The sequence below is a fragment of the Vibrio sp. 1S139 genome (assembly GCF_041439475.1).
Classification (GTDB): domain Bacteria; phylum Pseudomonadota; class Gammaproteobacteria; order Enterobacterales; family Vibrionaceae; genus Vibrio; species Vibrio crassostreae_C.
This window is the reverse complement of record NZ_JBGOOD010000054.1, coordinates 17,867-31,662: the sequence shown is the minus strand read 5'-3', so window position 1 is coordinate 31,662 and position 13,796 is coordinate 17,867. Positions and strand designations below refer to the sequence as shown.

Sequence of the window (13,796 nt, the reverse complement as noted above, 5' to 3'; positions counted from 1 at the left end):
AAGAGAAGCTGCTTAATAAGTAAGCAAATGATGACAACTACCTTGAAAAACACCGGAAGTATGGCAACTCGCTTAGTCGAGTGTCCAGTATCACTGGTGCAGATCATAATCTAGTTATTTATTTAGACACCTCAGAACGGGATGTCTTCTGGGTCAAATACTACTTCTCTCAGGATTTCAATTGTTTCTTTATAAACTTCTTCAGGACTTCTTTCGTCATCGTAGCCCGAACCAGCGTTCATTGCTGGCTTCTCTAATGATTCGACAGCTCTATTAATAGCATCCTCTAACTTTTGTCTATCTGAATCAATCTCTAGCCTTGCTGATTCTAAGGATTCATTCATTTCTTGAGCCGAATGAAGTTGAGCCAACACCTTAGCCATACCATTGTGTACTTTCTCAACTTCATCATTTAGTTCTTTTCTTTCCTGCTCCCAGCTCTCTAACTCTTTATCACGTAACTTAATCTGGTGTTCCTGTGTAGATTCAAGTTTATTCCTAGCATCTTTAACATCATGCTTCTTACGTGATTCACCAAGAGTATTAAGAACTAACCAATCTAAACCTAGTTGTAAGGCAGGTATAAGGAGTATGTAACCAAGAGATACAATTGCAGGTAGGAACAGCCCATACCACCAACCAACTTGTAGACTTTTAGCTAGTTCAACCTTATTGGGTAAGGTTTCAAATGTGAATTGAAGTACAACTGAGTGATTGACCACTAACCAAGAGAAGATGAAAGTAGCTATCAAAGGTGTTTTTAGTCGTTCAACAACTGTATCACTAATCGCTTTAACTACTGCTTTATGCACACTACTTTCCTAATCCAAACCAACAAGAAAGCATACAGTAGCATACCAAATACCAAAATTCGCACACATAAACGCTACCATCATTTCATCGAGTTTAGTGAAACAACCTGAACGTCTCCCTCCTCTTTAACCCTCAGCTAAACAACAGCTAAATAGTATAGTGGCAGGCTGAATTTGGTCACTTAGATAGAGGTATAATCTGACTTTACTTCCGTATTTTTGGAATTACTAAATGTAGGTCAAATTATACTTCAGTGAACTGAGTTGCTAATCGGTCGTAGCTTGATGTATGGAATCCACTCCCTCCTTAGCAATCTAGACTTAGGAGTGTGAGAAAAAACCGAGGGTTCCAATATGTTGACTAAAAATGTTATCGCTATCGACTTAGCAAAAAATGTTCTTCAAGCCTGCCATATCAGCATTCATGGTGAGCTAATGTCCAATAAACCTCTGAGTCGCCAGAAGATGAAAGAGTTCTTGGCAAAGGCTAAGCCTTCGATTGTCGCCATGGAAGGTTGTTGCGGTTGCCATTACTGGGGGCAATTAGCAGAAAAACTTGGGCATGAAGTCCGAATCATTAACCCTAAGAAGGTGAAAGGATACCTAGAAGGTCATAAAACGGATCATAATGATGCTCTCGCCATCGCTAACGCCGCTATACAAATTGGTATCAAGTACAGTCGTCCAAAGTCATTGGAACAACAAGCTATGCATTCTTTAGAAACTAGCCGTAGATTCTTATCTCGTAGTGTTGTTTCCCTAGCTCTTCACATTAGAGGGACAATTTTGGGCTACGGGATAGCAAACCCTAGAGGTGAAAAAGGCTTAAAAGCGTCGGTTCAAACCGTGCTTGATGGCGATACACCAATACCCTCCAATGTCGTATCCGTTCTGTCGATGCTTTGGGAGCAATATAAAGAACTTAAAGCAAAACTCATCGCATTCGAAAAAGAGAAAAATGCTTTAACCCGTCAGATAGAGCCGTGCCAACGATTAATGGGCATTGAAGGGGTTGGTGAAACAACTGCTGCGATGCTCTATACAACTCTTGGTGATGGAAAGCAGTTCAAGAATGGAAGACAAGCTTCAGCATTTGTTGGTCTTACACCTAAACAGCACAGTTCAGGAGGCAAAGTTTTTATGATTGGGATCGATAAATGCGGTGGTGTGAAGGAGCTACGCTCGCTTCTTTATCTTGGCGCAATGTCATACGTTGGGCGACTACCCGAAAAACCGAAGACTCAGAAGGACGCTTGGTTGAGGAGCATCATAGATCGTATCGGCTTCAAGAAGGCCTGCATTGCACTGGCTAACAAAGTGGTACGTACTGCGTGGGCAATGCTTCGGTATGAGACTGAATATAAACCAGTATTACTCACTCATTAATCACTACCAAATTTTTAAATTTTACAAAATGATGATGCATAAAAGGTAAGACCAACCTACTGAGAACCTGGCCATTCTGTCATGCTGTAAAAAGCTGCTAGCGCGATAAGGACAGTAGGTGCGCAAAACATCAAAGGCTAGAGGGTAGCTCCTTCAATAAGAAGCCGAATATACGACCGCATCTTAACTTTTATTGCCAAAATCACTTTGTAAATACGTGGATTCCATATACATAATGGGGCAAAAATGAGTTATGTCACTACTCATTTTTGCCTTTTTCATTAGCATTAAAACTCAATCTATCGACCGTATTGCTCAATAATAAAGTGCTCAAAATCATCACACATTTGGACATTCGACTTTGCATTATTCGCTAATTCAGTTGCTCCATCAACGATCGATACCTTCGCATTCAAATCCGCGACTGGTGCACGTTCTCTTGTCGACAGCTGTTTGATTTTTTGCTCCTCAATCGCCCAAGCCTCCTCTGGCGATAAGTTACACTCGTCAGCGAGATATTTGGCATTAAAACCTTCCCCAGTCAGGCTTTCGATTGTACCGTTATGGTTCACGCTATTGCCTTTATGCCAATAGTGTTTCGCCAACAAAGGCCCGATCTCTGGGTTATCTGTTAAGTAACCAAACTTGTCGGTGAAATAAGCTCGTGTTTGATACACCGCCATATGAGCCAATAGATAACCTTGGTATGATCAAGATGCTTCATCAGACAATAAGTGAGGGATCGCCATCAGTGGACGAGGGCTGCAAGACAATCCAAGAATTGCCTTTTCACTGCTACGAGCAAGTGCCGTGATTTTTTCAGGCGTGAGGTCTTCATCAGCTAATTCGTACAGGGCTCGCTCGAAATATGGAACCACAAGAATGCTGCGTTCTTGGTAAGCTCGGAAGGGCTGTTTATTGTCGATGATGGCTTTAATTAGATCATCTGGCACAGGTTGCCCGTCCGCATTTAGAGCGTACTGTTTTAGCCAGTCAGCGTCATTTAACAAGCTGTCGCAGAACATGGATTGTGTTTCAGCATAAGCCATCGAAGTCGGCGCAAACTCTTGAGAGAAACAAGGGGCGTTCATTTTTACATTAGCAAAATGCGCCGCGTGACCACCTTCGTGAAATAGTGTGTTAATCCCATCATAGCCACTGCCTATTTGATCGGGCTTAGCGTTGCTAGTGAAATTAACTTGGGCCGCAACCCAAGCATCTTGGTCATAGAAAGAAGGGATAGGGCCATGGCAGAAGCCATTAGGGTACTTACCTTTACGATCAAGCAGATCCAATTTTAATGTCGCTTGAGAGTATTCGATGTTGAGGCGACCAAAAGATTCAATCCAGCGTCGAAGTGACTTTGAGAACGGAACATAAGGATCCAAGTCATTCATAACGTCACCTGCAAAAGAGTAGGTAAAGTTATGGGCTTGAAGTGCATTCTCGCCTTTCTGCTCTGCCAAATTGGCTAGGCTTTGCTGATGGCTATCACGCGTGCGTGCTTCGAAGTCATCCAGAATCGTAAACAGTTGTTCTGTCGTCATCTGTTCGGTTTTTACCACCGAGTAATCAAAGAAGGTTTTAAACCCCAGTGATTGAGCAAATTGGTTACGTTTTTTGAACAGCTCAATAAAGCCGTTAGCCAGCAGCCATTGCTCTAAATCTAATAATGCTTGATGTGCAGAAAGCCTAACTTGTTCATTACCATTACTTCTAACGGCTGAACCTAAAACAGGCAGTGACCCTTCCGTTTCATCGCCTGTTTCATTTACGTAAGTCATCGCATGATTCTGCTTTTTCTCAAACAGTTCAGCCTCAAACTTTATGAGATCGGCTTTGAGCTTCTGAGACTGCTCAGACTCAATAGCGTGAGATCTAAAGGTCGCTAACCAACCATTCAAGCCTGTTAGTGTACTCTCTTTTTCGAGAGGATCTTGAATTTTATCGATAGCAGCAAGTTGCGTTTCGATAGCAGTAATCTGTTCGGCAGCGCTTAGAAATTCCGTCCACTGAGTCTGTGCGAGTGTCGAACCATCGTGGTCGTCACTGATACCCATATATGTATCCCAAAAGAAGTCTTCTTTCGCTTTATGAGTCGCAAGATACTTTTGATTCAATTGGTTGAGATAGTTCGTTGCAGTCATGACATTCCTTGAAATTTAACCAGTAATTTCAACATTATGACACATTCATTGAATGTATTTTGTGACGATAGATATAACTGAATGCAGTCACAGCCTATCGGTTTACTTTACAGCGTATTAGTGATAATTAACTGTTAATGGTTTGTTGTTTGCTAGTATTAACTAAAGAGAGTGTGCTGATTTCTCCGGCTTTTTATTGAGTAAATTGATGTTCTCAAGGTCAGCGTTTTTGTAAGGAAGAGGTTTAGGATGGATCCTATTTTATATATCGAAGTTGGTGGTGTTGTGTGGCAAGTATTCCCTGATGGGACTTGGCTTCAATTACCTGCTACGCAGCCAAAAGTTGAAGGCGTGCAAGTCGTCAGCATTGAACCTCAGAATTTACAAGAGGCTCAGCCCCTAACCGAACCACAAATCGCCGCAGTTGAACAACAGTTGGAAAAGGTGGTCACCGAACTCGTCAACAACATTGAAAGCGCACCTCAACAGCCTAACTCAGTAAATGACCAACCTAGTTCCAGCGCCTCATTTATTGTTTATGTTCGTTCCACCTTAGATGAAACGCTCGCTGAGGCGGGTTTTGATACGCGTCCTGCAGAATATGCCGACGAAGATACAACCTCGAATGAGGGTAACCTTGATATTCTGTTACCTAGTGCACTATTAACCGTTGATATTTTGGATGGTGGAGACGGTTACGAAAATCAGTTTGAAGTACCAAGTGTCACGATTACGGGCACGGCAGTGGATGTTCGAGACGGGCGTACCGTTGTTCTGACCATCACTGATGTTAACGGAAACACAGTAACCACCACAGCCATCACAAGCGATGAAACGTATGTCGTCAATGGCGTCGACCTCTCTTCATTGGAGGAGGGGGATCTTCAAGTCGATGCTGTCATTGCTGATGATTTTGGCAATAGCATTGCAGCTAACGATTCCACAATCAAAGACACATTAGCCAACATTGAGGTTGACTTCGATGGCTTTGGTGATGAGTTTTACAATCAATTTGAAATATCGAATGGGGTGCTAGTTGGTACGATTGCCAATGTAGAAGATGGGCAAACCATCAACATTTCAATTACCGATAGCCAAGGAACGATACAAGAATACACAACGGAAGTATCCGGCGGAACTTGGACTCTGACTCTTCAAGACTACTCAAGCTTTGCAGAAGGTGAGCTAACCGTTGTTGCCAATACTATCGATATTGCTGGAAACCCTACAACAGCGACCGACACGATCGTGAAAGATACGCTAGCGGACATCACCGCTGCGGTTGATGATGGTGGCGACGGTGTCCTCAATAGCTTCGAAATTCAGTCGGCTAAATTCTTTGGTACGGTACAGAACGTAGAAGATGGCCAAACGGTCAATATTCGTATTTCTGACAGCACAACGAATGTCATTGTTCTGACGGCAACTGTGATTGATGGTGCTTGGTCAGTTGAAGGCGTGGATCTAACCAGCTTTTCCGATGGTGGCATTCAAATTGAGGCTGATACTGTTGACGTTGCCGGTAACCCTGCTTCTGCAATAAATAGCGCAGGGCAAATTGTTATTGATACTGTTTCGCCTGTTATAGACATTGATACGCTAGACGGTTTTAGTATTTTGGCATTTCGTGGCGGCCAACTTACAACCATGCAAGGCACAACCAATGTTGCCGAAGGTCTTCCTGTTTATATTGAAGTTAATGATGGCTCTCAGACTCTTGTGTTTGAGGGTGTTGTTGATGCATCAGGTAATTGGGTTGTTGAAAATATAGATGTCTCGTCCCTAAACTTGGCGTCAGAATGGACGGTTGATGCCAAAGTTTTCAATACGGTAGGCAATCAAGCTATCGATGATATGCCAAGCATTATACTGCCCGAGTCGGTTGTGTTCTCAGAAACTGTTGTCGGGATTTTTGGGAATCAAACTCAGACCTCTGATATTCGCATCGATTATGCGGACTTCTCTTTTAGCGATGATCAAAGCATCGCAGAGTCACTAACTTCTCAAACCCTATCGATAACCGTTGCTGTATCGGCTGATAAACAAAGCCTAATTGGCACACGAAGCGATGGGCAAAAAGTATTCGATGCGTCAATTTCCGGCAGCAACGTAAATATCAATTTTTATAAGGCGATTGATCAGGAAGCTGGGTTAGATTCAATTCTGACGGCTCTGCTCATCGAAGGTTTGCAAACCGATGCTGATGGTACAACGGAGTTAGTGATAGGACGTTTACCTATTGTCATCAAAGATACTGAACCTCTGGTTTTTGATGAGTCTTATCAAATGATCGAGGGTGAGATTGCGTCAGGGAACGTGTTGAATAACGACATCGATTTGGATACTCAACTTACGATAAAAAGTGTTGAAGTTGATGGTACGACCAAGACGATTGTTGGTGGCTCTCCGGTTTCATTTGCTACTAGCGAAGGCACCTTGACCGTATTTGCGAATGGCCACTGGACGTTCGTCGCCAACAGGAATTTGGACCACACAGTTGATCAGAACATCACCTTCAACTATGTTGCTGGCGACATCAGTAATGATTTCGGAAACGGCACTGCGGTCATTGATATTTTTGATGGTGATGCAGGGCTAGTTGTTGATGGGACAACGACCAGCTCTGAAGGTGATGTGTCTGATGGAATTCAAACTGTAGTCGGCCAGTTTACCGTTTCCGCTGGATCAGATAATCCAGATCCCGCTTCTATTGTATTTAATGCTAATACTCTGGTGCAGTTAGACGCCTTGGGCTTGACGACCGGAGATGAGAACTTTCCTCTAACCTACACGTTAGCGAATGATGGTAAAACGATTACCGCACAAGCAAATGGTGAAACGATATTCACGCTAACGTTGAGTGCAGTCGCTAGTGGTATCGATGTTCTAGCAGATGTCACATTAGTGTTAGAACAGTCTATCAACCACCTGTTCAGCAACGACTCCATCACCCTGCCACTTATTATTGATGGAACGGATTTAGATGGCACTTCTTTAAAACAAGGGCAATTCGACTGGATCATCCAGGATGGAGCCGACCCAATATTAACTTCAACTAGCAATGCTGCTGTGGACGAATCAGATCTTATTCACGGCAGTGTTTCAGATACTGGCACTTTCAATCTCAACGTCGGAAGTGACTTTGTTGAGTCTGTATTTTTTGATGTTGGAGATCAGCCGCAGTTGTTTAGTGGGGGTGTACAGATCATCTATGTGGTCTCTGCAGACGGAAATGAACTTACTGGTTATGTTGGCTCTGAAAGTGCTGAAAATAAAGCGTTCACCTTGAGCTTTACCTCTCTGTCAGGTGAGATCGATACTGATGTCACTTACACCTTTGAACTATTCAAGGGCCTCGACCAAACGAATGGAACCGACCAAATTCCTTTTGTCATCACAGCAAAAGATGATGACAACGATGAAACTCAATTAACCTTGAACGTCTCGATTACGGATGGTGGGGAGCCTACGATTGGCTCTGGCATGGTCGAGTTGAGTGAAAACCCTGTTGCTGATACAACCCCGTCTGGTGTTGGAACAACAGCGAGTGCAAGCTTAGCCGTGAGTGCGGGCAACGATCCACTCGTGTTCTTGGGGTTAGATGTGACAACTGGCCAAGCCGTTCTTGATAGTGACGGTGAGGCGGTGACACGTAATGGTGAAGCATTGTCTTGGCGAGATAATGGGGATGGAACGTTTGATGCGGTATTGTCGAATGGCGATGCTGTTTTCCAAGTGAGACTTCCTGAAGATTTTAGCTTAGAAGCCAATGGTTCCACGAATGTCACGGTTGAGATTGATTTGTACCAGTCAATAGACCACGGAACCGGTGTGAAGGACACAGAGCTGTCGATTCCAGCCTCAATCGTCACCATCGATTCAGACGGTTCACGAGATACACAAGAATCTGATATTAAGATTTACGATGGTGCAAACCCTAAAATTACTGTTATCGGAAGCATTTCTGTTGATGAAGACGGTCTGCTTGGAGACAGCGAACAGGTTGGTGTTGAAGATTCTAGCCCTTCGTTAGGAATAATCGAAGGTTCCGATGATGTTGTCTCTGTGACGGTCGACACCGCTGCGTTTGATGCACTTTCATATTCGAGTGCAGGGAAAGACATTTCACTGCAAGCTGTCGATTCTGATGGTTGGTATTACGGTCAAGATTCTGATGGAAACAATATATTTAGGATTCGTTTTAATACTGACGGGACAACAGAGCTCGACCTTTATGCACCTCTCGATCACGCCAATGCTGATGGAGAGAATAATCTAGCCCTCAATTTTGAACTGGTGGTCAACGATGCGGACGGCGATAGCTCTGATCCGGCAATTTATTCTGTCAACGTAACAGATGCTGTCCCAGTTGCGCGTTCAGGGGCAATTGAAATGGTTGAGGGTGATGACCTTAATGGACAATTTCTAACAGAAAAATTCGCAGGTGCCGATGGCGCAACCATTGTAAGTTTTGACTATCGCGGTACTACCTATACCTTTGATAACGCAGGCACTCCTATCACGATTAATCTAATTAATGATTATGATGGTGGGTCTACTTACGGTCAGTTTACGCTTTCTTCAGATGGTAGCTACCAGCTGACTACAAATCCCAATGTATCAACAAACCCTGCAGATCCTAAGATCGTCGATGACATCGATTATCTGGTGCGAGATGCGGACGGTGATAAAGTTACCAGTACTGCTGAGCTTATTCTGGATGATAACGAAGGTTTTATTCGTTATGAAGATTCTGAAACCACAGAAGACAATGACGCGATTATCGTTGTAAGTGTGGCAACCGGCGATGTCGACCAAAGCGAAACCGTTACTGCTATCGAGTTCTCAGAAGCATCGCTAAACGGTGGTAGCTTGTACCTTGATGGGGTGTTGCTTCAAGTTGTAGACGGCAAGGTCACCTTGTCTGGAAGTCAATTGGCAGCGATTGATAGTCAGTTCACTGGGCCTAATGGACAGTTGACTTATCGTCCCGCGCTTCATGAATCCAATACCACCTCAACGGTTATCCTAGCGATCAACGCAATCATTAGCACTGATACGGATCCTAAAGAACTGACGGCTGATGTTGCAGTGTCTGTTTTACCGGTGGCTGATGCACCGGATTGGTCGGCTTCCGTATTCTCCTACCATTCAGTAGAAGATGACTCAGACCCAGTCAGTTTGGACATAACAGCTCAGCTGGTGGATCAAGATACGTCAGAAACATTGAGCTACCAGATTAGTGGGATTCCTGACGGCTTGAATTTGACGTTAAATGGCAACGCAGTCAAAGAAGGGAAATCTTACACAGGCTCAGATTGATAAAATGGAAATCAGGGCTGACGACAACCTAGCGGGTCGCTTTGAGTTTGAGATTACTGCGGTTGCAACAGAGTCTGGCAATTCATTCGCTGACCCAGATGATAAAACGGCAAGTATTGTACATACCGTTACTGTCGATATTTCACCTGATGCTGATACTCCTCATGTGTCTGTTAAAGACTACAAGGGACTAGAGGATGAAGCTATTTACCTCAAAGACGTTATTGAAGGCGCTTTGGCGGACACCGATGGTTCTGAATCGTTAAGTTATATTATCCAAGTTCAAGATGGCTGGTCTGTTGAAGGTGATGGTACCGCAAAGATAGGCAATAATTCCTATTCAGTCACTGCCGAAGCTATCGCCAATGGTGTTGCTTATATTCAGCCTAAAGAAGACATCAGTTCCTTTACTGAAGATCTGTCAATAGACGTAACAGCAATAGCGACTGAGTCGACGATCGATTCACTTATTCCTATCAATGGGCAAGCGTCAAGTGATACAAAAACCATCAATATCTTTTTGAAAGGTGTTGTGGATGAACCTATCGCGGTAGACGGTGGTAATGGTCATTGGCAATACGACAGTGACAGTAAAGTCATCAGCAACCAATCGGTCTTGAATGAAGATGGGTTAATACAGCTCGACTTCCTCATACAAACGACGGATGACGATGTTTCAGAAGAGATCAACATACTGCTTACTAACATTCCTGAAGGCACTTTGCTGGTGGATGCGTTGGGTGAACCAGTATCGCTGACGATTGCGTATGTTGATGATGTGACAGGGCCCGTATTCCAAGTCTCTAACGCTCAACTGGATGATCTGTATCTCAAGCCAGTTCTTGATTTTAGTGGTGAATTAGAACTCACCGTTATTGCTATCTCAACTGAGCCCGATGGTGATTCGGGCGAGTTTCCTATGACACTTAAAGTAGAGCTAGCGCCGGTCGTTGATCAAGAAGACGGTCAAGTGGTCAGTACTCAAGGCATCGAAGACAGTCAAATCGGCCTGAACCTTGAACCTTCAGTGAATCAGGATATTGATGGCAGCGAATCCTTGACGGGATATGTCATTGATAGCCTACCTGCAGATCTCACTCTTTATTTTGATGGGAGTGTTATTCAGGTCCCAGCTTCAGGCTTAGATTTGGATACTCTACTGGACTCAACAACGCCAACGCTTTCGGATCTTCTAAGCAGCGGCAGGCTTTCTGTTACAGCGACAGAAGATTTAAGCGGAACATTCTCAATTCCTATCACCTATGAAGTCACGGATACCTCTCCAACTGGTGCAACGGATATTAAAGATATTACCGGATCCGTTAGCGTGACTGTCGATGCTCGTGTCGAGCTAGATACTCGATTAGAAGGCTCTACAGAGCTGTTACAGAGTACAGATGGCTCGCCTGTTGATATCTCTAACGCCGTGACGTTCGTCGACGCGGATATCGATGGGTCAGAGTACCTAGATTATATTTTGATCGAGATTCCCGACGGCTATTCGTTGATTGTTGAGCACCCTAATGGTGCTGCGCAAGATAGCTCTGGGAATTGGATCATATCGGCGGATGGGCTAACGAGTGACTCTTTCCAAGAGCTCGCAGCGTACATTTTAGATAATGCGACGATTTCCAGCCCAAGTGATACTCCGGTACTGGATATTGTGGTTCGTGCTCGTGTGATTGATGGCGAAGATTCGAAGTATATTGATACTTCATTCCAAATTCAGATCACTGGCCATGACGGCGGTGGCGGTACTTGTGACCCTGTTGGCCCACCAAGTCCCATTCAACCGGGTGGTGATATTAAGACTAATGAAGGTGAAGATATCGATTTAACGGGCTTGCTCAATACTAATGTAGCGAGTGACCCAGACAATACGATCTCTTTCTATATTCCTGCCGATTCTCTTCCTGAAGGCGTCGAGATTTCGGGTGATGGTGTTATTGCGGAATATGACGCGGCTGGCGAAGTAGTCGGTTACTCGATCACTGCCGATGGCCTCTCGAAATTGACGTTAACTGGATTGGACGAAGACTTCGCTGGGTGTATTGATTTCACGATAGAGACGATTGAAACCTCGCCGTGTAATGGTGAGACTGTAACGACAGCTCAAACTATTAGTATTCAAGTCTTGCCTGTTGTGGATGACATCACCGTTGCCACGGATTCGACAACGATTCAAGAAGACATCGCCACGGATCTTAATCTTGAGCTTGTTCTTGGAGATAGCGTTGAAGACGGTCAGTTAATCACGGGTGAAGGCAATAGTGCTACTGGCAAGGAGACAGTTAACTCTCTGACCATCACAGTATCAAATGGTGTAACACTATCGGAGAGTCCTGCTGATACTGGCTTGTTGGTTGATAACGGCAATGGTAGTTGGACGGTAACCGATCCTAGCCGCTTGAGTGATGTGTTGGTAACACCACCTGAGCATTACAGTGGCGAAATCACCTTAACAGTAACCGCCAATATTACCGATGAAGCGGATTGCGTAACTGAAACGGATACGCAAGATAAAACGACCGTAGTGACGATCACCGTTGAACCTGTTGCTGATGCGGCGAACTTGGTGACAGAAGATATAGTAGGTGACGAAGATAACTACATTTCATTGTCATCATTGAGCGCGGAGCTGATTGACCAAGATGGCTCTGAAAATATGTCCTTGGCATTGAAAGGCGTGCCTGAAGGTGCGGTTGTTGCGATAAAGGTGGGCGACAGCTACCAATTAGTTCCTAACAATGGCGTCGATGGCGGGACCTTTGATGGTAACCCTACTTATGAGTGGCAACTGGATCCAAGTCAGTTATCTAATCTAGTCATTCTGCCACCAAGAGACTTTAGTGGTGACATTAATCTGTCTCTAGAGGCGATTACTCAAGAAATTGGTACGACGGATATCCGTTATACACAATCTGAATTTACTGTAGGTGTTAACCCTATAGGTGACAAAGTTGAGTTCTTCGATTTACCTGAACAGCTCACTGGAAGTGAAGATGATGGCATCGTGATTCCTCTTGATGCCAATAGCTTTGAAACTAACAGTGATGAGTTTTTAGCAATTACGGTAACAGTGAATGGAACTTCGGACCCATCAGGGTTAGTTGGGTTAGACCGAATTCGAATTGGATCAGAAACCAGTTCTTTCACCAGTGTTGGTGGCATCATACAGGCGACGATCCTCGTTAAAGCAAGTTCTGTTGATGAGCTCGAATTCTTTGCAGGCGATGCGTTTGGTAACCTCGATATTACGATTACCGGCCGAACGGTTGATCAAAATACGGTACTCGGTGAGTTAGTGGTCGACACGGGTGACCCGAGCTCGCAAGACATGACGCTTATTATCACACCAGAGCCTGATGCACCGTTATTGAGCGTTGAATATTCTTCGATCGTGGCAGAAGCAAGTGGCACGATTCCTCTTGGTTTAGACCTTTCTCTTGTAAACCCTGCTGATTCAGAAGTGGGCTTCATTACAATTCATGATATTCCCGCAGGTTTGACGTTCTCACACGGCTCTATGGTCTATGGTCAATATGTGGTGGACTTGGCAGATGTGCCTAACCTAGCGATTACCGGGGGCTACAACAGTGGTGATCAATTTGACCTAACGATAGAGCCGTCTGCAGAGATAGGCAATAACCAAGCGGTCGGGTTACCCCAAACCGTATCGATTGAGTTTGTCGCTGAAGGGGATTCTACGATTACCGCGACAGATGATAACGATCTGTTGATTGGCGGTACAGGCTCTGACAATTTTGTGTTCGCATCTTCAGGCTTAGGGAGTGCAGAAGCACCAAGCTACGATGTGATTCAAGATTTTGATGCGTCTCCAGACACTGATGCAATTGACCTCTCGGGTATTTTGGGAAGCCTAGGGCTTAATACAGGGCTAGGGGCAACACAATATCTAGATTTAGAAGAATCTGGTGAAGGTGTGACCATTTCTATTAAACCTAATGGTGACGAAGACGTTCAACAAAACATCTTGCTAGCTGATGTCACGTACGACGATCTGTATCAAGGTGACAGTAGCAGTGCATTAGAAGCACAAATTTTACAAAAAATGATAGAAGACAATAATTTAACGCTGTAAGTTAGATGTACAGTCTATAAAAGGAAG

2 protein-coding genes and 2 pseudogenes are annotated in these 13,796 nt (G+C 44.2%); 2 read left to right on the top strand and 2 right to left on the bottom strand.

What is annotated here, in order from left to right; all coding sequences use genetic code 11:
- Positions 1 to 131: 131 nt before the first annotated feature.
- Entirely contained in the window at positions 132 to 812 is a 681-nt protein-coding gene (locus ACED46_RS16630; RefSeq protein WP_371721941.1) for a hypothetical protein, read from the bottom strand.
- Between the two features lie 354 nt (positions 813 to 1,166).
- On the opposite strand from ACED46_RS16630, the gene ACED46_RS16625 reads away from it, so the two are divergent.
- Positions 1,167 to 2,198 (top strand): IS110 family transposase, encoded by a 1,032-nt coding sequence (locus ACED46_RS16625; RefSeq protein WP_102398621.1) that lies wholly within the window; start codon positions 1,167 to 1,169, stop codon positions 2,196 to 2,198.
- 299 nt (positions 2,199 to 2,497) lie between these two features.
- Here ACED46_RS16625 and ACED46_RS16620 read toward each other — a convergent pair.
- Positions 2,498 to 4,345 (bottom strand): annotated as a pseudogene (locus tag ACED46_RS16620) (M3 family metallopeptidase).
- A gap of 249 nt (positions 4,346 to 4,594) precedes the next feature.
- Between ACED46_RS16620 and ACED46_RS16615 the strand changes: the two are divergent.
- A pseudogene (locus ACED46_RS16615) lies at positions 4,595 to 13,769 on the top strand (RTX toxin).
- The last annotated feature ends 27 nt before the right edge of the window (positions 13,770 to 13,796 follow it).

Coding starts and splice junctions, on each gene's coding strand:
- ACED46_RS16625 (WP_102398621.1), top strand. CDS start 1,167: ATGTTGACTAAAAATGTTATCGCTATCGACTTAGCAAAAAATGTTCTT.